Source organism: Streptomyces sp. NPDC043427, assembly GCF_056436655.1.
On sequence record NZ_JBWKCC010000045.1, the window covers coordinates 1 to 21,278 of the forward strand.

A 21,278-nucleotide genomic window follows, 5' to 3' on the forward strand; every position below is an offset into this window, starting at 1 on the left:
GAGAAGTACCAGCTACGCCCCCGCGACTGGGAGGCCGCCGCCCGCGAGGGCCGCACCATCGCCCCCCTCATCACCAAACTCAACACCATCCGACGCCACCACCCCGCGTTGCAGCGGCTCAGGAACCTCCGCTTCCACCACACCGACAACGACGCCGTCATCGCCTACAGCAAGCGCACTGGGGCCGACACGGTGATCGTGGTCGTCAACCTCGACCCCCACCACACCCAGGAGGCGACGGTCTCGTTGGACATGCCGCACCTCGGCCTGGACCAGGGCGCGTCCCTGTCCGTGCACGACGAGCTGACGGGTGCCACCTACCAGTGGGGCAGCACCAACTACGTGTGCCTGGATCCCGGCCGGGCGCCGGCCCATGTGCTCCACGTCAGGCGAGCCGCACCGCAGATCGGAGGGTCAAGAGCGTCATGACTGTCAACTCGCCCGTTCCGGACACCTTCGAGGACACACCGGCCAAGGACCGGGATCCGGACTGGTTCAAGCGCGCCGTCTTCTACGAGGTCCTCGTCCGCTCCTTCCAGGACAGCAACGGCGACGGAATCGGCGACCTCAAGGGCCTGACCGCCAAGCTCGACTACCTCCAGTGGCTCGGCGTCGACTGCCTCTGGCTGCCGCCCTTCTTCAAGTCACCCCTGCGGGACGGCGGCTACGACGTCTCCGACTACACGGCCGTCCTGCCCGAGTTCGGTGACCTCGCCGACTTCGTCGAGTTCGTCGACGCCGCCCACCAGCGCGGCATGCGCGTCATCATCGACTTCGTCATGAACCACACCAGCGACCAGCACCCGTGGTTCCAGGAGTCCCGCGCCAACCCGGACGGGCCCTACGGCGACTACTACATGTGGGCCGACGACGACAAGCAGTACCAGGACGCGCGGATCATCTTCGTCGACACCGAGGTGTCCAACTGGACGTACGACCCGGTGCGCGGGCAGTACTTCTTCCACCGCTTCTTCTCCCACCAGCCGGACCTCAACTACGAGAACCCCGCCGTGCAGGAGGAGATCCTGGCGGCCCTGCGCTTCTGGCTGGATCTGGGCATCGACGGCTTCCGGCTCGACGCCGTGCCCTATCTCTACGCCGAAGAGGGCACCAACTGCGAGAACCTCCCGGCCACCCACGAGTTCCTCAAGCGGGTGCGCAAGGACATCGACGCCCACTACCCGGACACCGTGCTGCTGGCGGAGGCCAACCAGTGGCCCGAGGACGTCGTCGACTACTTCGGCGACTACGCCTCCGGCGGCGACGAGTGCCACATGGCGTTCCACTTCCCCGTCATGCCCCGCATCTTCATGGCCGTGCGCCGCGAGTCGCGCTACCCGGTCTCGGAAATCCTCGCCAAGACCCCGGCGATCCCCTCCAGCTGCCAGTGGGGCATCTTCCTGCGCAACCACGACGAGCTCACGCTCGAAATGGTCACCGACGAAGAGCGCGACTACATGTACGCGGAGTACGCCAAAGACCCGCGCATGCGCGCCAACATCGGCATCCGCCGCCGCCTCGCGCCCCTCCTCGACAACGACCGCAACCAGATCGAGCTGTTCACCGCCCTGCTGCTCTCCCTGCCCGGCTCGCCGATCCTCTACTACGGCGACGAGATCGGCATGGGCGACAACATCTGGCTCGGCGACCGCGACGCGGTGCGCACGCCGATGCAGTGGACTCCCGACCGCAACGCGGGCTTCTCCACGGCCGATCCCGGCCGCCTCTACCTGCCGACCATCATGGACCCGGTCCACGGTTACCAGGTCACCAACGTCGAGGCATCCATGTGCTCGCCCTCGTCGCTGCTGCACTGGACCCGCCGCATGATCGAGATCCGCAAGCAGAATCCTGCCTTCGGACTGGGGTCCTACACCGAGCTGCACTCCTCCAATCCCGCGGTCCTGGCGTTCCTGCGGGAGGCCCCCTCGACACAGGACGGAGGGGACGACCTGGTGCTGTGCGTGAACAACTTCTCCCGGTTCTCGCAGCCCACCGAGCTGGACCTGCGCGAGTTCGAGGGACGCCACCCGGTCGAGCTGTTCGGCGGGGTGCGCTTCCCCGCCATCGGCGAACTGCCGTACCTGCTCACTCTCGCGGGCCACGGCTTCTACTGGTTCCGGCTCGCCCGAGTCGCATCCCGCATCGGCCGCCGCCACTGAGCGTGCGCCGAGGAAAGGACGCGTCACCATGCCGAAGACCGCATCTCTCGACCCGAGCAGTACCGGCATCGCCCAGCCGATGGCGTCGCTCGGGGAGTTGTTGCGCGAGTGGCTGCCGCGGCAGCGCTGGTTCGCCGGCAAGGACCGACCGGTCACGGATCTGCGTCTGCTGTCCATGACCGAGCTGTATCCGGGCTGTCTGCACCTGCTGGTGCAGGCGGACCACGCGCCGGTCCCCACTCCGGGCGGCGGCACCCCCACGCCCGGCGGCGACTGCTACCAGCTCCTCATCGGAGTGCAGGAGCATCTGTCGCCGCGTCTCGGCCGGGCCCTGATCGGACGGGCGGACAGCGGTCCGTTCGCCGGTCTGACGGTCTACGACGCGCTCCTGGACCCCCGTTCGGCGCATCTGCTCCTTGAGCGGATGCGGCACCCCGGCACGCTGGGTCCCCTGCACTTCCACTCGGACCCGGCGGTGCCGCTGCCCTCCGGCCTCGCGCCGCGGCTGTTGGACGCCGAGCAGTCCAACACCTCGCTGGTGTACGGCGACGCGTTCATCCTGAAGGTCTTCCGGCGCATCCAGCCGGGCGTCAACCCCGACCTGGAGGTGCCGGTCGCGCTGGCCGGCCAGGGCTGTGGGCGGGTGCCCGCGCCGGTGGCCTGGTTCCGCACGACGCAGCCGCAGGAGGCGACGCTCGGCGTGCTCCAGCCGTTCCTGCCCGACGCCTCGGACGGCTGGACGCTGGCCCTGCACGCGCTGTCCCGGGGCGAGGACTTCACGGCGGAGGCGCACGAGCTGGGGCGGGCGACCGCCGACGTACACCTGGCGCTGGCCGCGGCCTTCCCCGGGGGTGACCCCGGCGGGGGCGGGGCGATGGCGACGGCGATGACCGAGCGGCTGGAGGCGGCCGCGCTCGCCGTGCCCGCCCTGCGGCCGTTCGTGCCCGGGCTGCGGACCGCGTTCGCCGCCCTCGTCGCCTGCGACTCCGGGCCGAGCGCCCAGCGCATCCACGGCGACCTGCACCTGGGTCAGGTGCTGCGGGCGGGGCGCGAGTGGTTCGTCATCGACTTCGAGGGCGAGCCGTCCCGTCCGCTGGCCGAGCGGCGCAGTGTCCACTCCCCCGTGCGGGACATCGCCGGCATGCTGCGCTCCTTCGACTACGCCGCCCGGCAGCGCCGCCCCTGGCGGCCCGGGTGGGCGCGCCGCTGCCGCGAGGCCTACTGCGCCGGTTACGCCGTACGAGCGGGCTGGGACCCGCGCAAGAAGCACGCCCTGCTCCGTGCCTACGAGACGGACCGGGCCGTGTACGAGGTTCTCTACGAGGCCCGGCACCGTCCCGCCTGGCTTCCCGTACCGATGGCGGCGATCGAACGTCTCGCCGTCCGAGGAGGCTGACCCCGATGGTGGCACTGCGCGACACGTCGCTCCCCGAGTCGGCGGGCCCGATCCCGCCGACGGCCCCCGCCCTGGACGCCGGCGAGCGTGCGCGCCTGCTGTCGGGTGCCCATCACGACCCGCACGCCCTGCTGGGCGCGCATCCGGTGCCGGACGGGGTCGCCTTCCGTGCCCTGCGCCCGTTCGCCGACGCCGTGAGCGTCGTGATCGACGGCGAGCGCACGGCGCTCACCTCGGAGGGCGAGGGCCTGTTCTCCGCCGTACTTCCGCTCGACGCGATCCCGGCGTACACGCTGGTGGTGGTGTACGGCGGCGACGAGCACGAGGTGCACGACCCGTACCGTTTCCTGCCGGCGCTCGGTGAGCTGGACCTGCATCTGATCCGGGAGGGGCGGCACGAGCAGTTGTGGCAGGCGCTCGGGGCCGAGCCGATGACGCACCAGGGCGTGGACGGCACCCGGTTCACGGTGTGGGCGCCGAACGCGCAGGGCGTGCGGGTCGCCGCGGACTTCACGTGCTGGGACGGGACGGCGTTCCCGATGCGGTCGCTCGGCGCGTGCGGGGTGTGGGAGCTGTTCCTGCCGGGCGTCGGCGAGGGCACGAAGTACAAGTTCGAGATCACCTCGCGGTACGGCGAGCGGTTCCTCAAGGCCGACCCGATGGCGCGGCGCACGGAGGTGCCGCCGGACACGGCGTCGATCGTGACGGCCTCCCACTACGAGTGGGGCGACGCGGAGTGGCTGGCCCACCGCGGTGACACGCCGGTGCACGAGGCCCCGTTCTCGGTGTACGAGGTGCACCTTCCGTCCTGGCGGCAGGGGCTGACGTACCGTGACCTCGCCGAGCAGCTGCCGCCGTACGTCAAGGACCTCGGCTTCACGCATGTCGAGCTGATGCCGGTCGCCGAGCATCCCTTCGGCGGCTCCTGGGGCTACCAGGTCACCGGCTTCTACGCGCCGACCTCGCGGCTGGGCACGCCGGACGACTTCCGGTATCTGATCGACTCCCTGCACCGGGCCGGCATCGGTGTGATCATGGACTGGGTTCCGGCCCACTTCCCCAAGGACGACTGGGCGTTGGCCCGCTTCGACGGGGACGCGCTGTACGAGCCCGGGGACTCGCGCCGCGCGGAGCACCCGGACTGGGGCACCTACGAGTTCGACTACGGGCGCACCGAGGTGCGCAACTTCCTGGTCGCCAACGCGGTGTACTGGTGCGAGGAGTTCCACATCGACGGCCTGCGCGTGGACGCGGTCGCCTCGATGCTGTACCTCGACTACTCGCGGGAGTCCGGGCAGTGGGAGGCGAACGCCCACGGCGGCCGGGAGGACCTGGCCGCGATGACGTTCCTGCAGGAGATGAACGCGACCGTGTACCGGCGGGTGCCGGGTGTCGTGACCATCGCCGAGGAGTCCACCGCCTGGGGCGGGGTGACCCGGCCGACCGACGGCGGCGGTCTCGGCTTCGGCCTGAAGTGGAACATGGGCTGGATGAACGACTCGCTGGAGTACATCAGGCACGAGCCGGTGCACCGCAAGTACCACCACCACGAGATGACCTTCTCGATGGTGTACGCCTACAGCGAGAACTACGTCCTGCCGATCTCCCACGACGAGGTCGTCCACGGCAAGCAGGCCCTCGTCTCCAAGATGCCGGGCGACTGGTGGCAGCGGCGCGCCAACCACCGTGCCTACCTGGGCTTCATGTGGGCCCACCCCGGCAAGCAACTGCTCTTCATGGGGCAGGAGTTCGCACAGGGCGGCGAGTGGTCGGAGGCCCACGGTCCCGACTGGTGGCTGCTCGACCCGGCGTACAGCGCCGAGCCGGACCACCGGGGTGTGCGTGACCTCGTCCGCGACCTCAACGTCCTCTACCGCCACACCCCGGCCCTGTGGCAGCGGGACACCGACCCGTCGGGCTTCAGGTGGGTGGCCTGCCACTCCGCCGACGACAACGTCTTCGCCTTCCTGCGGTACGACGCCGACGGCACCCCGCTCCTCGCGGTGAGCAACTTCTCTCCCGTGGTGCGCCACGACTACCGCCTCGGCATCCCCGACGACGTCCCCGCCTGGCTGGAGGTCCTCAACACCGACGCCGCCCGCTACGGCGGCAGCGACGTGACCAACCCGGACCCGGTGAAGCCGGTGGACGGGTCGATCGGGCTCACGCTGCCACCTCTTGCCACGGTGTGGTTGATGCCTTACCCCGTGTGAACCACGCCCGACGGGGCATTCGGGGGCGTACGACCGGGGCGTCCCCGTCGTCGCCGCAGTAGGCCAGCAGAAAGGGCTGCATCCCGTGCGCACCGTCGGAGTGGAGGAGGAACTCCTCCTGGTCGACCCGGAGACCGGCGAACCGCAGGCGCTCTCCGCCGCTGTCCTCGCCCACGCCGAGCGGGAGGAGAAGGAGCAGGACGTCTTCGAGAAGGAACTCCACGACCAGATGCTGGAGTTCGCCACGCATCCGCAGTCGGGCATGGAGGCGCTGGGCGAGGAGATCGTCCGCTGCCGGAAGGAGGCGGCCCGGCACGCCCGGGAGACCGGGTGCGCGGTCGCCGCGCTCGCGACGTCTCCGCTGCCGGTGAGCCCCGCGGTGGGCATGAACCGCCGCTACCGGTGGATGGCGGACCACTACGGGATCGCGACCCGTGAACAGCTCGTCATGGGCTGTCATGTGCATGTGTCGGTCGAGTCGGACGAGGAGGCGGTGGCGGTCGTCGACCGGGTCCGGCCGTGGCTGTCGGTACTGATGGCACTGAGTACCAACTCGCCCTTCTGGATGGGCCGGGACTCGGGCTACAGCAGCTATCGCAGCCGGGTGTGGCAGCGCTGGCCGTCGGCCGGTCCCACGGAGCTGTTCCACTCACCGGAGCGCTATCACCGGCGGGTCGCCGACATGGTGGCCACGGGCACCATCCTCGACGAGGGCATGATCTACTTCGACGCCCGGTTGTCCCCCCGCTATCCCACGGTGGAGATCCGCGTGTCGGACGTGTGTCTGCACGCCGACACGGCCGTCCTGATAGCGGCGCTCGCCCGCGGCCTCGTCGAGACGGCCGCCCGGGAGTGGCGGGCCGGCCGGGAGCCGGTCGACCACAGCGTGAGCCTGCTGCGGCTGGCCGACTGGCGGGCCGCCCGCTCCGGCCTCACCGGCGAGCTGCTGCACCCGACGACCATGCGGCGCACGCCCGCCGAGATCGTCGTACGGGCGCTGCTGGAGCACGTCGAGGACGCGCTCGGCGACACCGGGGACCTCGACCTCGCCCGCACGACCTGCCGGGATCTGCTGCGGCACGGCAACGGGGCCCAGATACAGCGCGCGTTGCTGGAGCGGACGGGCAGCCTGCGGGACGTCGTCACGGAGTGCGTGCGCCAGACCCAGGCCGGCTGAGGTCAGAGGATCAGGATGAGCGCGTAGACCAGGAAGAAGGCCGCGATCAGCACGACGAGGCCGAGGATCAGGGTCAGTGGCGCCTTCGCCCAGCCCTTGGGAGGGTTGTGCGTCTCCCGCGGTCCGGCCCCTGGGAGGCTGCTCTCCGCGGGTGGGGTTTCGCCCGGGGGTACGCCCCCACCGGGTTCGAGACCGGTGGTGCGTTCGGGCTCGGGATCGGGATTGATGTGACTCATGCCGTCCGAGTCCCCCGATCCGCCCCGGACCACCCACCGTCGGAATACTTCTTGATTCCCGGCACCATCCGGATCTCACCTGGGCTACATTCGACCACCGCCGATGACGGTTCTCGTCGGTGGAGTCACACCCCGTACACGTCAGGAGCAGTGCATGCGCGACTTCGCTCTCGCTCCCCCAGTCGTCTCGCCCCTGGCCGGAGGGCTCGCCGACAGCGTCTTCGAGACCGCGGACCGCGCCCCCGCCCTGCCGGTGCTGGCGCGTCGGTCCGATCCCGCCTCTGCCAGGTGGGAGGCGGTGACCGCGATCGAACTGCGTGACCAAGTGGTCGATCTGGCCAAAGGTCTGATCGCCTCCGGAATCTCCCCGGGGCAGCGCGTGGCGGTGATGGCCCGCACCCGGTACGAGTGGACGGTGCTGGCGTACGCCCTGTGGGCGGTGGGCGCCGAGGTCGTCCCGATCCCGCCCGCGTCGTCGCGCGACCAGGTGGAGTTCATCCTGCGGGACTCCGGCTGCGTCGGCGTGGTCGTCGAGGACGAGCAGACCGTCATGACGGTGGGCTCGGTGTGCGCGATGCTGCCGACGCTGCGGCACGTGTGGCAACTGGACGCCGGGGCGCTGGAGCAGCTGGTGGCGCGGGGCGAGGACGTACCGCTCGCCACTGTGGACTCGCTGCGCCGGATCGTGATGCCGGACTCCACCGCGGTCGTCGCCTACACCTCCGGCTCCTCGGGCCGCCCGCTGGGCTGCGCGCTGAGCCACCGGGGCCTGGCGAACCCGTGCGACACGCTCCTCGCGGGCTGGGGCCACACGGCGGCGCGGCCGGGAGAGCAGCCGGCCGTCCTCGCCTTCCTGCCGTTCTCCCACGTCTACGGCCTGATGATCCAGGGCCTGTGTCTGCGCGGCGGTCTGCTGCTGGGGCATGAGCCCGAACTGGGCGAGGAGGCACTGGCGTCGGCGCTGCGGTCGTTCCGGCCGACGTACTTCTACGCCGTGCCGTCCGTGTTCGAGAAGATCTACAAGACGTTCCTGCGCACCGCCGAACAGGCGGGCCGGGGCGCGCTGTTCGAGCGGGCCGCCGAGACGGCACGGGACTTCGCCGCGGCCCTGGAACGGCAGCGGCTGGGCCGGGGGTCGGGTCCCGGTCTCGACCTGCGGCTGCAGCACGCGCTGTACGAGCGGACGGTGTACCGCAGGCTGCGCGCCGCGTTCGGCGGCCGGGTGATCCGCGCGGTGTCGGGCGGCTCCCCGCTCAACCGCGAGCTGTCCCTCTTCTACGAGGGCATCGGCATCTACGTGCACGACGGCTACGGGCTGACCGAGACCAGCGGCGGCATCACCATGCAGCCGCTGGGCCGGGAGAAGTCGGGCACGGTCGGGCAGGCCCTGCCGGGCTCGGAGATCGCGGTGGCCGAGGACGGCGAGATCCTGGTGCGCGGTCCTTCGGTGTTCCAGGGCTACGTGGGCGACGAGGCCGCGACCCGGGCGGCCCTGTGGGGCGGCTGGCTGGCGACCGGTGACCTCGGGCATCTGGACTCCGAGGGCTATCTCACCATCACCGGGCGCAAGAAGGACGTCATCATCACCAGCGGCGGCACGAGCGTGGCCCCGGCCCTGCTGGAACAGCGGCTGCGGATGCATCCACTCGTCCACCAGGCGGTGGTCGTGGGCGACAACCGGCCCTGCGTGGGCGCGCTGATCACCCTGGACCCGGACTTCTTGGCGCACTGGCGCGGCCGGCTGGCCATACAGGGCGACACGCCCAGCCGGGAGGCACGGGAGGAGAACGCGCTGCGGGACGAGATCGGGCGGGCGGTGGCCGCGGCCAACAGCGCCGTCTCCCGCTCGGAGTCCATCCGCGCCTTCCGGGTGCTGCCGGAGCCGTTCGACCTGTCCAACGGGCTGCTGACGCCGTCGATGAAGCTGCGCCGGGACTCGATCGTGCAGCACTACGCGGCGGAGATCGAGGCGATGTACCAAGCACGCGCTCCGCTGCCCCGGCAGAACCCGGTCGAAGACGTACTGAGCTGGGACGACTCGGACAACGTGTTCCGGTAGGAGCGGTTCCCCTTTTCCCGGCCGAGGATCATGCTGGGCGCACGCGTTCGTCTGCCTGCCGTGCCCGGCTGGCGGGAAGGCTCCGTGCGCGTTGGGATCAATGAGGTGCCAAGACGCGATCCGAGGGCACGCGAATGGCGTTGAGGCATACCGCCTGGAGCCGCAGAAGGGATGGAACATCGTGACACGACCCAGGATCCTGGTGGTGGGCGCGGGCTTCGCCGGCGTGGAGTGCGTACGGCGTCTGGAACGCAAACTCGCCCCTGACGAGGCCGACGTCACCCTGGTGACGCCGTTCTCCTACCAGCTCTACCTGCCCCTGCTGCCCCAGGTCGCCTCGGGTGTGCTGACACCCCAGTCGATCGCCGTCTCCCTGCGCCGCAGCCGCAGGTACCGCACCCGGATCATTCCGGGCGGCGCGATCGGCGTGGACCTCAAGTCCAAGGTCTGCGTCATCCGCACCATCACCGAACAGATAGTCAACGAGCCGTACGACTACATCGTGCTGGCTCCCGGCAGCATCACCCGCACCTTCGACATCCCCGGCCTCACCGACCACGCCTTCGGCATGAAGACACTCGCGGAGGCCGCCTACGTCCGCGACCACGTCATCTCCCAGCTCGACCTGGCCGACGCGAGCAACGACCCGGCGGAGCGCGCCTCCCGGCTGCAGTTCGTGGTGGTCGGCGGCGGTTACGCGGGGACCGAGACCGCGGCCTGTCTGCAACGGCTGACGCACGCGGCCGTCAAGCGCTATCCGCGCATCGACCCGTCGCTGATCAAGTGGCATCTGATCGACATCGCCCCGAAGCTGATGCCCGAGCTGGGCGACAAGCTGGGCCGCAGCGCCCAGGAGATCCTGCGCCGACGCGGCATCGAGATCTCCCTGGGTGTCTCCCTGGACAAGGCGGGCCCGGACGAGGTCACCTTCACCGACGGCCGGGTGGTACCCACCCGCACGCTGATCTGGACGGCCGGTGTGGCCGCCAGTCCGCTGATGGGCACGCTCGGGGCGGAGACGGTGCGCGGGCGGCTCGCGGTCACCGCCGAGATGAACCTGCCCGGCAACGACGGTGTCTTCGCGCTCGGTGACGCCGCCGCCGTGCCCGACAAGGCGAAGGGCGACGAGGCCGCCGTCTGCCCGCCGACCGCGCAGCACGCCATGCGGCAGGGCAAGCATGTGGCGGACAACGTCATCGCCACGCTGCGCGGCCGGCCCCTGGAGCCGTACGTGCACAAGGACCTGGGCCTCGTCGTCGACCTCGGCGGCACCGACGCCGTCTCCAAGCCGCTCGGCATCGAACTGCGGGGCCTGCCCGCGCAGGCCGTCGCCCGCGGCTACCACTGGTCGGCGCTGCGCACGAACGTCGCCAAGGCCCGCGTCCTGACCAACTGGACGCTCAACGCCCTGGCCGGCGACGATTTCGTACGCACCGGCTTCCAGGCCCGCAAGCCCGCCACGCTCAAGGACTTCGAGTACACGGACGCGTATCTGACACCGGAGCAGGTACGGGAACAGGTGGAGGCGGCGCCGAAGCGGGAGCTGTGACAGGCCTGTCGGGAAGCGTCCGACAGGCTGCCGGGGCCCGTCCGACACGGCGTTCGCCGGGCGGGCGGGCCCCGGGGCGTCCGTTACCGGTGCCCGGACGGGACTCGTCGGGCGTCGCATGCCATGCTGGCAGCGGGATCTTGGTGCGAGGCTAGGCGGGAGAGCGCGACGGCGTGAGGGTGGCGGGACGGTCGGTGTGGGCGGGGCTGCGGGATCGGGCCGCGGCGTCCGATCCGGGGCTGCTGCGGCTGGCGGCCGGGCTCAGAACCGTGTCGGCGATCGTGCTGACGCTGGTCGTCCTCAGCCTGCTGCGGGCCGATGTGACGCATCTGGTGGCCGGGGCCATGGCGGCGATGGTCTCCACCTTCGCCATCCGCGAGAAGCAGCGCGGCCCGCAGGCCGTCACGCTCGCCCTGGGCCTGCCCGTGGCGCTGGCCTCGGTGTCGCTGAGCGCGCTGCTCAACACGCGTGTCGTCGTCGGTGACCTGTTCTTCGTCGCGCTGATCTTCGGCGCGGTCTACATCCGCCGGTTCGGCGACCGCGGCACGGCGCTCGGGCTGATCGGGTTCCAGATCTACTTCCTGTCCCTGTTCGTCGGCGCCACCCTCGGGCAACTGCCCGAGCTGTACGCGGCGATCACGGTGGCCTTCGGATGCAGCGCGCTGGCACGCTTCGTCCTGGTCCCGGAGACGCCCACCGGTGTCCTGGAGCGGCTGCGCAAGGCGTTCCGGGCCCGGCTCGCCCAGCTGCTGACCGCGCAGATCGAGTTGCTGGACGCGGATCCGGACGACCTGGAGAAGGCGCTGGACGACGCCCGCGAGAAGACCGCGCGATTGCACGAAAGCGCGCTGATGATCCAGGCCCGGCTGGGCGAGGGCACCTCCGACGAGGCCGTGGCCCGGCTGGTGCAGCGCCGGATCGCCGACGCCGAGATCACCGCCGAGCGGCTGGGCCTGCTCCTGCTGAACCTGCGCAGCGCCGAGCGGGCGGACACGCTCACCATGCATCTGCCGGGCGCCTCCTTTCCCGCGGCGGCGCCGCTGCCCGAGCGGGACGAGGCCACCGTCACGCTGCGCCGGGACCTTCAGTCGCTGCGGCTGCTCGTGCTGCGGCCCGGCGGCGCGGGCCTGAGCACCGCGCTGGCCCAGATCCGCAACCGGCTCCTCGGCTACCGCGACGAGGAGAACCTCCCGCCGGCGTCACCGGCCGTCCAGGACGCCTTCCGGGGCGTCGGCGAGAGCGCGCGGGCCGTCCTGGGCCTGAGGATCGCGCTGGAGGGACCGCTGGACGAGTCCGACGAGTCCGACGACTCCCCCGCGACGACCCGCTCGCGCGAGGAGCTGGACGCCGAGGACGCGGCCATCGGCGCGGGCGAGGAGAGCGAGGACGAGGAGGCGCGGGACACCGGGCTGCGACGCCCGACCACCCGTGCCGCCGTGCAGGTCGCGGTGGGGTCGGCGCTCGCCATCGTCGGCGGTGAGCTGCTCTCCACCCATCGCTGGTACTGGGCGGTGCTGACCTGCTGGATCGTCTTCCTCAACACAGCCTCCACCGGCGAGATCCTGGTCAAGGGGTACCGTCGGCTGCTGGGCACCGTGTTCGGCGTCGTCGCCGGCATCGTGCTGGCGGGAGTGGTCGGGCAGCACACCTGGACGGCGTTCGGGCTGGTGCTGCTGCTGATCTTCGCGATGTTCTACTCGGCGCCGCTGTCGTACACGCTGATGTCGTTCTTCGTGACCGCGATGCTGGGGCTGCTCTACACCCTGCTGCACACCTACAGCATGTCGGTGCTGGTGCTGCGGGTGGAGGAGACGGCGCTCGGTGCGGCCTGCGGGGTCGTCGCGGCGGCGCTGGTGCTGCCGGTGCACACGGACCGCCGTACCAACGAGTTGCTCGCCACGGCGCTGGACCGGCTCTCCGACGTCACCGAGGCGGCCGTCGACCAGCTCAGCGGCGAGCCCGCGACCGAACTGCTGGACAAGGCGCGGGACCTGGACACGGCGGTGGCCGATCTGCGGGCGTCCACGAAGCCGCTGACCCACCCGATCACCCCGTTGCGGACCCGTCGCGACACCGCGCTGTACGTGGTCGCGCTCCTCGAGACCTGCGCGTACCACGCGCGCTCCCTGGCCGCGACGGCCGAGCTGCTGCCCACCCATCCGTCGATAGCGGCGGATCCCCGGCTGCGCAGGGCGGGCCGGCGCATCGCGCGCAACCTGGAGGTCATCGCCGCGCACGTGGCCAACGAGCCGGACGCGGGCGAGGTCGGGACGGGATCCAGCATCGCGTCCCTGCTCGGGCCCGACGTCCCCGGCTCCTCGCGGTACGGGCGCGTCACCGACCGGGTGCTGCGGCATCTGCAGCGCCTCGACGAGGGCGTGGTCGGCCTGGCCAGGCCGCTGAAGGTGCCGGTGGCCGAGCCGAAGCGGTGATCCCGCCCGGCCCGGCCCCCTGCCGGGTCACACCCGGCGCCAGCGTGCCATCGCGAAGGAGAACAGCCCGAACAGGACGAGCCCGACCGCGACGCAGACCAGCAGCCACGGTCCCAGCGGGGTGGCGGCGAAGGTGCGCAGGGTGTCGTCCAGGCCCTTGGCCTTGTCGGGTTCGTAGTCGACCGCCGCACGCACCGCGAAGGCTCCCGCCGCCGCGAACACCGCGCCGCGGGCCACGCCACCACCCACGCCCGTCACGTCCACCAGCCGCCGCGCGCGGGCCGACAGCTCACCGAACTTGAGCTTGTCGTGGTACGACCGGCGCAGCGCCTGTACGGCGATCCACACGCCCGCCACCACGACGCCGACGCCGACCACGGCGACGAGCCACTGTCCGGCGGGCCACCGCAGGACCTCGGCCGTGACGTCCTTGGACTGCTTGTCGCTGGATCCGCCGCCGTTCCCGGCCCCCGCTGCGAACGCCAGTACGGAGTACGCGACGAACGCGTAGAAGACGCACCGGACCAGCGACAGCAGCCGCTTGCGCGCCTTGCGGCCGTTCGGGCCGGTCGAGCCGAACAGCGCCTCGGACAGCCGCCACACCGCCATGCCCACCACTCCGATGCCCAGCGCCCACAGCATGACGGCGCCGAAGGGCTTCTGCGCGATCTCGGCGAGGGCGCCGCGCCGGTCCGCCTGCTCTCCCTTGTCGCCGAAGGCGATCTGCAGGGCCAGCACACCGACCAGGAGGTAGATCACTCCCCTCGCGGTGAACCCCGCCCTGGCGGCACCCTCCGCCACCGAACCCTTCGCCGCCCGCTCGGCCTCCCTGCGGCCGGTGCGTGCCATGACCCTCGTATTCATCTCGGCCTCCCGAAAATCCGGATGCCCCGGGCCGGGGCGGACATACGCGGCCCCGCCCGGCCAAGGGCGCGGGCGGGGCCGGAGGATGTTCATCCAGCCACTACCGGGTCATTCGGCCCCCGACGTCGCTCCGGTCAGGGGACCGCGTTCGGCGGCGGGGTCGGCCGCCGCGAGCCAGCGGCGGGCGGCCTGAAGGGCATGTCTCACGTCACGCGTCCCGGTCGACACGCACAGGGTGTACGCCAGGTCCTGGGCCCGCGGGTTCGACATGGACCCGCGTGTGGTCTGCTCCACTGCCAGCAACGCCTCGTACTCCTCGACGAGCCGGCGCAGGACGGCGGGATGGGGCCTCAGCATCTGTGTCGCTCCTTGGGTCCGTTCGGGGTGTCACACCGATCGAGAACACCGCGGAGACGTGGACACCGTCCGGACCGCCATGAAGGCGCTCGATGCGGTGGTACCGCTCCGCGGGCGCGCCTCCGGTCCGAAGCACGACACAGCGTCTGCCCCCCGCCCTTCACGGCAAACACACGTGTGTGAGGGCGAGTTCAGAACACGGGCACCACGGCCGTGATGCGTTTCCCCCCGGCGGGCAGATCGGACACACGGACGTCACGCGAGAGCCGGCAGACGATCGGCCAGCCGCGGCCGCCGGGGCGCCTGCGCCCCCGTTCGTCGAAAGGATCGGTGGCCACGGGCAGTCGATCGCTGCGGTCGCTGACGGACACCCGCACAGCCTGTCCGTCGACCTGGACGTCGTACTCCGTGACGCCGCCACCGTGCAGGATGGCGTTGGTGGTCAGCTCCGAGGCGACGAGCAGCGCGTCGGAGAGGCCGTCCTCGTCGCACGGCGAGCCGGTGTCCCGGCAGCGGCACGCCACGGCGCACCGTATGGCCCTGCGTACGTCGGCCGGACGACACGGTCCGTGCCCGTGGGGCCGGCCCCGGGCATCCGGCGTGTCGATGGGTTCGGTCCTGTACTTCGCACGCATCCCCTTCGCTCCCTGAGTCGTGCTGCCTCGCTGGTCTGGAAGTGCCGGGCCCGGCAGAGGTCCCTCTGTCCGGCTCACCGTTCGGTGGCTGGTCAAACCGGACCCGGCGCTTCATTCCGTCCCCTTCCGCCCGTTCCGCTTCCTTTGAGCCAGAGGTGATCGGGGGGTCATCGAAGTGCGTCGAAGGGGTAGGCGGACGCCATGACGGATGTCGTGGACTCAGACGAACTGCTGCGCCGTATCCAGCGCGCCAGGGCCTGCGCGGAAGAGGAGACGCGTACCTGGCGGGCGCGGGGAGAGGAACTGGAGCTGACCGATCCAGGAGGTGCGCGCGAGGCGGTCGTGCGGGGGCTGGCCTACGAGGCGGTGCTCAGGGTGCTGGACGAGATCGTCACGCCCGGGGCGCACACCGAGGAGGCCGGACCGGCGGCCGGCGGCGCGCGCTGATTGGGGGCCGTCGGCCAGGGAACCCGCCCCCCATGGCTGTCGATCACACCCGCGCACCGATCCTGGAAGCCCTGACCGACTATCGCCGCAAGGGGCGGCTGTCGTTCACGCCGCCCGGGCACAAGCAGGCCCGTGGCGCCGACCCGGCGGTACGGCAGGTGCTGGGGGACGCGGTCTTCCTCGGTGACGTCCTGGCCTCGGGCGGTCTCGACGACCGGCTCACGCGGGGGCAGGTGCTGGAGAAGGCCGAGCAGTTGATGGCCGACGCGGTCCATGCCGAGCACACGTTCTTCACGACGTGTGGAAGCTCTTTGTCCGTCAAGGCGGCGATGCTGTCCGTCGCGGGCCCGCACGAGAAGCTGCTGGTCGGGCGGGACGCGCACAAGTCGGTGGTGTCGGGACTGATCATCTCCGGCATCGAGCCGGTCTGGGTCGAGCCCCGCTGGGACGCGCGGCGCCACCTCGCCCATCCCCCGTCGGCCGAGGAGTACGAGGCCGCGTTCCAGGCGCACCCGGACGCGAAGGGCGCGCTGATCACCAGTCCGACGCCGTACGGCACCTGCGCCGATCTGCGGTCGGTGGCCGAGGTCTGTCACCGGCGCTCGGTGCCGCTGATCGTGGACGAGGCGTGGGGCGCCCATCTGCCCTTCCACCCCGATCTGCCGTCGTGGGCGATGGACGCGGGCGCCGACATCTGTGTGACGAGCATCCACAAGATGGGCAGCGGCCTGGAGCAGGGATCCGTCTTCCACGTCCAGGGCGACCTGGTCCCGCCGCAGCTGCTGAAGAACCGCGCGGACCTGCTGGGCACGACCAGCCCGTCGGTGCTGATCTTCGCGGGTCTGGACGGCTGGCGTCGGCAGATGGCGCTGCGCGGTCAGGAGATCATGGGCGGCACGCTGGCCCTCGCCGCGGAGGTCGGGGCGGCGATCGAGGAGATCGACGGGCTGCACGTCAACGACCGCGCCGACTTCTGCGGGCCCGGGCTGGCCGACGACTTCGACCCGTTGCCCGGCGTCATCGACGTGACCGGGCTCGGGATCACCGGCTTCCAGGCGGCGGACTGGCTGCGCGAGGAACGGCGTCTGGACGCCCACCTCACCGACCACCGCCGCATCGGTGCGCAGATCACCCACGGGGACGACCGGGAGACGACCGGCGAGCTGCTCGCCGCGCTCAAGGACCTCGCGCGGGCCGCGCCGGACCTGGCCCCGGCGCCGCGGGTGGACGTTCCGCCGCCGTCCGAACTGCGCCTGGAGCAGGCCATGTTGCCTCGGGACGCGTTCTTCGGGCCCGCCGAGGACGTGCCCGTGGGCGAGGCCGCCGGGCGGATCGCGGCGGAGATGGTGACGCCGTACCCGCCCGGGATCCCGGCGGTCCTCCCCGGTGAACGGCTCACCGAACCGGTGCTGCGCTATCTGCGCACCGGGCTCGCGGCGGGCATGCACCTGCCCGACCCCGGCGACCCGGAACTGGAGACCGTCAGGGTAGCGGCGAGGGACGCCGAGTGAGGTCGCGGGCACATGACGTGACATCGGAGCGCCGCGAAGTGAAACAGGTCACGCGGCCGGGTTTCGAGTACGCGAAATCCGCGTAGATGGTTTACCGTTCATTCATAAGTGGTCACGGGGCCGACGGTATCCGTCCCCCGGCGCCACCCTTGACGGCCCTGGCTGGCCTCCCCCGTCCAGCCAGGGCTTTTTCATGCCCGCGAGGAGACCTCCCGCACGCCGAGGTGCCCGTGGCGCCGTCAGCGGCTGAAATGGGCGTAGGGAAAGCACCGCATCCGCTCGTCGGCGAGGAGCTGCGCGCCATGACCAAAGCGACCAAACTCCTGACCGCCCTTCCCCCGCCTCAGCGCCAGCGCCTGATGACACTCGCACGGGAGGTGCAGTTCCGCGAGGACGCCCGCATCTTCGACGCGGGTGGCACCGCCGACCGCTTCTGGGTGATCCGCTCGGGCGCGGTCTCCCTCGTCCAGGAGGTGACGTCGCGGCAGTGGGTGACCGTCGCCGGCCTCAGCGCGGGTGACATGCTCGGCTGGTCCTGGCTCTTCCCTCCGTACCAGTGGGACTTCAGCGCGGAGGCCTTCAGTCCCGTACGGGCCTACGAGTTCGAGGCTCAGCCGGTGCTCAAGCTGTGCGAGGAGGAGCCGGCGCTGGGGCTGTCGCTGGTGCGGATCGTCGCCGAGATCCTGGCGCACCGGCTGGAGATGACCCGGGGCAAACTGCTGGAGGTGTACTCGACACCGCGGCGCGGCCGGCTGTAGGGCCTTCCCGCGCGCGTCAGATCCGGTAGCGGCGCAGGGCGGGTGCCGCCGCGGCCAGGCCCAGCATGAGGGCGACCACCAGCAGGCCGCCGCCCGCGACGGCCGCGCGCGGGCCGAAGGCCGAGCCCGCCGTGCCGTGCAGGACGTCGGCGAGGCGGGGGCCGCCCGCCACGACGACGGTGAAGACGCCCTGCATCCGGCCGCGCATCTCGTCGGTGGCGGCGGACAGCAGGATCGCCCCGCGGAAGACCATCGAGACCATGTCGGCGATCCCCGCGACGGCCAGGAACACCACCGCGAGCCACAGACTGCCGCTCAGCCCGAAGCCCGTGATCGCGGCGCCCCAGGCGACGACCGCGCCGATGACCATCCAGCCGTGCCGCCCGGCCCGCGAGAAGGTGCCGGAGAACAGCCCGCCGAGGACCGCGCCGATGGGGATCGCCGCGAACAGCAGGCCCAGGGCGAGTCCTTCGCCGTACGACGCGTAGGTCTCGGCGGCGAGTTGCGGGAACAGGGCGCGGGGCATGCCGAAGACCATGGCGATGATGTCGGCGAGGAAGGACAGCAGCAGCACCTTGTGCCCGGCGATGTAGCGGAAGCCCTCCGCGATCTGCCGTATCCCCGCCCGGCGCACGGTCGTGGCCACCAGCGGGGGCAGCGGGGGCAGGCGCAGCACCGCCCACAGCGTGACGCACAGCGCGACGGCGTCGATGAGATACAGCTCGGGCAGGCCGACGACAGGGATGAGGGCGCCGGCGAGCAGCGGTCCGGCGACCAGTCCGGTCTGCATGACGGTCGAGCCGAGCGCGTTCGCGGCGGCCAGTTCGTCGGCGGGGACCAGCCGGGCGATGGAGGCGTTGCGGGCGGGCGAGTTGAGGCCGAAGAACGCCTGCTGTACAGCGAGCAGGACCATCAGGGTCGCCACCGAGTCGAGCCCGCCGACGGCCTGCAGCCAGAACAGCACCGAGGTGACGGCGATACCGCCGTTGGTGACCAGCAGCAGCTTGCGGCGGTCCACGGTGTCGGCGACCGCGCCGCCCCACAGTGCGAACAGCACCATGGGCACGAGGCCGGCGAGGCTGGCGTAGCCGACCCATGCCGAGGAGCCGGTGATGTCGTAGATCTGCTTGGGCACGGCGACGGCGGTGAGCTGGCTGCCGACGGCCGTGACGATGGTCGAGGACCACAGCCTGCGGTAGGCCGGGCGGCGCAGCGGCCGGGTGTCCATCGCCCACCGACGCCAGCCACGCCGCGCCGCCCTCTCCTGTCCCCGGGCGTTCTCGTCCTCGGTCCCCGGTGCGGTGCTGCTCTCGCTGGTGTCCACGCGCTTCCTGGTTGCTCGTTACATCTTTCGATTCGGGGATCACTATGGCAGGGCTCGCTCGACGCGCCGCGGGAGATTCCACCGGCCGAGACGGCGGCTACGCTTCGCGCGTCGCGAGCCGGCCCGCCGCGCTGTCCAGGAGCATCTCCAGGGCGGTCGGGTAGGCGCTGGTCACCATGCGGGAGGCGAGGAGGGGTGCCGCCTCTGCGATGCGGGGGTGGGTGGTGCGGGGCAGGCGGGCGTACGTGGAGCGCCACATGTCCTCGTCGGCGCGCAGCGCGGCGCTCGGCAGGGCCAGCGAGGCCGCGTCCAGGGCGGCGAAGGCCAGGGTCTGGTCGATGAAGGCGTGGTAGATGCGGACGGTGTCCGGGAGGGGGAACCCGGCCGTGCGCAGGACGTCCAGGATGGCCTCGTCGGCGGCGAGTTCGTTCGCGCGGCCGGTGACACGGCTCGCCGTCAGCTGGGCCGCCTGCGGGTGCTCGAGGTACGCGGCGTGGATGCGCAGCCCGATGGCGTGCAGGTCGGCCCGCCACTCCCCCGTCGGCTCCCAGCCCCGCAGGGCCTGCCCGATGAGGGCGTCGCCGATGGCGAGGGTCAGCTCGTCCATGCCCCGGAAGTAGCGGTAGAGGGTGCTCGGGTCGCAGTCGAGGACGAGGCCGAGGCGGCGGGCGGTGAGTCCGGCGCTGCCGTGTTCGCGCAGCAGGCGCAGCGCGGTGTCGACGATCAGCCGCTCGGACAGCACGGTGCCGCTCCGGGTCGGCCGGCGCCGGCGTCGTTTCTCCTCGGGCACCACGGGCTTCGGCACAGCCGTCCTCCTTATGCCAACGCCATTGACCTTATGCGAGGGCGGGGCGTTGTATCTCGGCCGGGGCCCCGTCTCGCACATCCTTCGACCTCGACCGAGGAGTTCTTGTCATGCGCGTACTGCTCGTGGGCGCCGGTGGCGTGGGCACCGCCGTCACCCGGATCGCGGCCCGGCGTCCCTTCTTCGACGCGATGGTGGTGGCCGACTACGACCGGGCCCGCGCCGAGGCCGCCGTGGCGGCGCTCGGTGGGGGCGGGGGCCGGTTCCGTGCCGAGCGCGTCGACGCGGCCGACGAGGCGGCGGTGGTACGGCTGCTGGAGCGGCACGACTGTGACGTGCTCCTGAACGCCACCGACCCGCGCTTCGTCATGCCGCTGTTCCAGGCCGCGTTGAGCACCGGTGCCACCTATGTCGACATGGCGATGTCGCTGTCGCGCCCGCACACCGAGCGCCCGTACGAGGAGTGCGGGGTCAAGCTCGGCGACGCGCAGTTCGAGCGGGCCGCCGACTGGGCGAAGGCGGGCGCTCTGGCCCTGGTCGGGATGGGGGTGGAGCCGGGTCTGTCGGATGTGTTCGCGCGGTTCGCCGCCGACGAGTTGTTCGACGAGATCGAGGAGATCGGCGTCCGGGACGGCGCGAACCTCACGGTGGACGGTTACGACTTCGCCCCCTCCTTCAGCATCTGGACCACGATCGAGGAGTGTCTGAACCCGCCGGTGGTCTACGAGGCAGAGCGCGGCTGGTTCACGACGGAGCCGTTCAGCGAGCCCGAGGTGTTCGACTTCCCCGAGGGCATCGGCCCGGTGGAGTGCGTGAACGTGGAGCACGAGGAGGTGCTGCTCGTGCCGCGCTGGGTCGACGCGCGGCGCGTCACCTTCAAGTACGGCCTCGGTCGCGAGTTCGTCGAGACGCTGAAGACGCTGCATCTGCTCGGACTGGACCGCACCGACCCGGTGACCGTGCCGAGCGCGGCGGGACCGGTGGCCGTCTCGCCCCGGGACGTCGTCGCCGCCTGTCTGCCCGACCCCGCGACGCTGGGCGAGCGGATGCACGGCAAGACGTGCGCGGGCACCTGGGTGCGGGGTCTCAAGGACGGGGCGCCGCGCGAGGTGTACCTGTACCACGTGGTCGACAACCAGTGGTCCATGGCGGAGTACGGCAGCCAGGCGGTGGTGTGGCAGACCGCCGTCAACCCCGTGGTCGCGCTGGAGCTGCTCGCCACGGGTGCCTGGACCGGTTCGGGCGTCCTCGGCCCGGAGGCGTTCCCGGCCCGCCCCTTCCTGCACCTGCTGACGGAGTACGGCTCGCCGTGGGGGATGCGGGAAAAGGCGTAGGCGCGCCGCACTCGTCCTC

The 21,278-nt window shown here is 71.4% G+C and carries 18 protein-coding genes; 12 read left to right on the forward strand and 6 right to left on the reverse strand.

What is annotated here, in order from left to right; all coding sequences use genetic code 11:
• From AC067M_RS42790 to AC067M_RS42810, 5 genes are all read left to right on the forward strand, one after another.
• On the forward strand, positions 1-429 hold a 429-nt coding region (locus AC067M_RS42790), incomplete at its 5' end, for an alpha-glucosidase C-terminal domain-containing protein (protein WP_478702407.1).
• Entirely contained in the window at positions 426-2,162 is a 1,737-nt protein-coding gene (gene treS / locus AC067M_RS42795; protein WP_478702408.1) for a maltose alpha-D-glucosyltransferase, read from the forward strand. The genes AC067M_RS42790 and treS, both read left to right, overlap by 4 nt.
• Before the next feature lie 28 nt (positions 2,163-2,190).
• Positions 2,191-3,558: a maltokinase N-terminal cap-like domain-containing protein gene (locus tag AC067M_RS42800; RefSeq protein WP_478702409.1), complete on the forward strand. Its 1,368-nt coding sequence runs from the start codon at positions 2,191-2,193 to the stop codon at positions 3,556-3,558.
• A gap of 8 nt (positions 3,559-3,566) precedes the next feature.
• Positions 3,567-5,771 carry a 1,4-alpha-glucan branching enzyme gene (gene glgB, locus AC067M_RS42805; protein ID WP_478702454.1) on the forward strand — a complete coding sequence of 735 codons (2,205 nt, stop codon included), beginning with the start codon at positions 3,567-3,569 and terminating at the stop codon, positions 5,769-5,771.
• An 85-nt stretch (positions 5,772-5,856) separates the two neighbouring features.
• The gene (locus AC067M_RS42810; RefSeq protein ID WP_478702410.1) at positions 5,857-6,948 is read left to right on the forward strand and encodes a glutamate--cysteine ligase 2; all 1,092 of its coding nucleotides are present in this window, start codon (positions 5,857-5,859) and stop codon (positions 6,946-6,948) included.
• A gap of 2 nt (positions 6,949-6,950) precedes the next feature.
• On the opposite strand, the gene AC067M_RS42815 is transcribed toward AC067M_RS42810, so the two are convergent.
• Complete coding sequence (locus AC067M_RS42815; protein ID WP_478702411.1) at positions 6,951-7,184, reverse strand: DUF6480 family protein; 234 nt, start codon at positions 7,182-7,184, stop codon at positions 6,951-6,953.
• Positions 7,185-7,338: 154 nt separating this feature from the next.
• Here AC067M_RS42815 and AC067M_RS42820 point away from each other — a divergent pair, with 154 nt between their 5' ends.
• The 3 genes from AC067M_RS42820 to AC067M_RS42830 all read left to right on the forward strand — a co-directional run bounded on the left by AC067M_RS42820 (position 7,339) and on the right by AC067M_RS42830 (position 13,224).
• Positions 7,339-9,243, forward strand: a complete 1,905-nt coding sequence (locus AC067M_RS42820; RefSeq protein ID WP_478702412.1) for an AMP-dependent synthetase/ligase — start codon at positions 7,339-7,341, stop codon at positions 9,241-9,243.
• 202 nt (positions 9,244-9,445) lie between these two features.
• Positions 9,446-10,792: an NAD(P)/FAD-dependent oxidoreductase gene (locus tag AC067M_RS42825; protein ID WP_478702455.1), complete on the forward strand. Its 1,347-nt coding sequence runs from the start codon at positions 9,446-9,448 to the stop codon at positions 10,790-10,792.
• Between the two features lie 173 nt (positions 10,793-10,965).
• On the forward strand, positions 10,966-13,224 hold the full coding sequence (locus tag AC067M_RS42830) for an FUSC family protein (RefSeq protein ID WP_478702413.1): 2,259 nt from the start codon (positions 10,966-10,968) through the stop codon (positions 13,222-13,224).
• A 27-nt stretch (positions 13,225-13,251) separates the two neighbouring features.
• Here AC067M_RS42830 and AC067M_RS42835 read toward each other — a convergent pair whose 3' ends face one another.
• The 3 genes from AC067M_RS42835 to AC067M_RS42845 form a co-directional block, all read right to left on the reverse strand.
• Positions 13,252-14,088 (reverse strand): DUF1206 domain-containing protein, encoded by an 837-nt coding sequence (locus AC067M_RS42835; RefSeq protein ID WP_478702414.1) that lies wholly within the window; start codon positions 14,086-14,088, stop codon positions 13,252-13,254.
• Between the two features lie 108 nt (positions 14,089-14,196).
• Complete coding sequence (locus AC067M_RS42840) at positions 14,197-14,445, reverse strand: DUF5133 domain-containing protein (RefSeq protein ID WP_478702415.1); 249 nt, start codon at positions 14,443-14,445, stop codon at positions 14,197-14,199.
• Between the two features lie 191 nt (positions 14,446-14,636).
• The gene (locus tag AC067M_RS42845) at positions 14,637-15,080 is read right to left on the reverse strand and encodes an ATP-binding protein (RefSeq protein ID WP_478702416.1); all 444 of its coding nucleotides are present in this window, start codon (positions 15,078-15,080) and stop codon (positions 14,637-14,639) included.
• 201 nt (positions 15,081-15,281) lie between these two features.
• Here AC067M_RS42845 and AC067M_RS42850 point away from each other — a divergent pair, with 201 nt between their 5' ends.
• The 3 genes from AC067M_RS42850 (at position 15,282) to AC067M_RS42860 (ending at position 17,796) form a co-directional block, all read left to right on the forward strand.
• The gene (locus tag AC067M_RS42850) at positions 15,282-15,527 is read left to right on the forward strand and encodes a hypothetical protein (protein WP_478702417.1); all 246 of its coding nucleotides are present in this window, start codon (positions 15,282-15,284) and stop codon (positions 15,525-15,527) included.
• A gap of 32 nt (positions 15,528-15,559) precedes the next feature.
• Entirely contained in the window at positions 15,560-17,038 is a 1,479-nt protein-coding gene (locus tag AC067M_RS42855; RefSeq protein ID WP_478702418.1) for an aminotransferase class I/II-fold pyridoxal phosphate-dependent enzyme, read from the forward strand.
• 302 nt (positions 17,039-17,340) lie between these two features.
• A complete protein-coding gene (locus AC067M_RS42860) occupies positions 17,341-17,796 on the forward strand; it encodes a Crp/Fnr family transcriptional regulator (RefSeq protein WP_478702419.1) in 456 nt (151 codons plus the stop codon).
• A 16-nt stretch (positions 17,797-17,812) separates the two neighbouring features.
• Here AC067M_RS42860 and AC067M_RS42865 read toward each other — a convergent pair whose 3' ends face one another.
• Together AC067M_RS42865 and AC067M_RS42870 are read right to left on the reverse strand one after the other, a co-directional pair.
• On the reverse strand, positions 17,813-19,120 hold the full coding sequence (locus AC067M_RS42865) for an MFS transporter (protein ID WP_478702420.1): 1,308 nt from the start codon (positions 19,118-19,120) through the stop codon (positions 17,813-17,815).
• 97 nt (positions 19,121-19,217) lie between these two features.
• On the reverse strand, positions 19,218-19,925 hold the full coding sequence (locus AC067M_RS42870; RefSeq protein WP_478702421.1) for a TetR/AcrR family transcriptional regulator: 708 nt from the start codon (positions 19,923-19,925) through the stop codon (positions 19,218-19,220).
• Between the two features lie 110 nt (positions 19,926-20,035).
• Between AC067M_RS42870 and AC067M_RS42875 the strand changes: the two genes are divergently transcribed.
• Complete coding sequence (locus AC067M_RS42875; protein WP_478702422.1) at positions 20,036-21,259, forward strand: saccharopine dehydrogenase family protein; 1,224 nt, start codon at positions 20,036-20,038, stop codon at positions 21,257-21,259.
• The last annotated feature ends 19 nt before the right edge of the window (positions 21,260-21,278 follow it).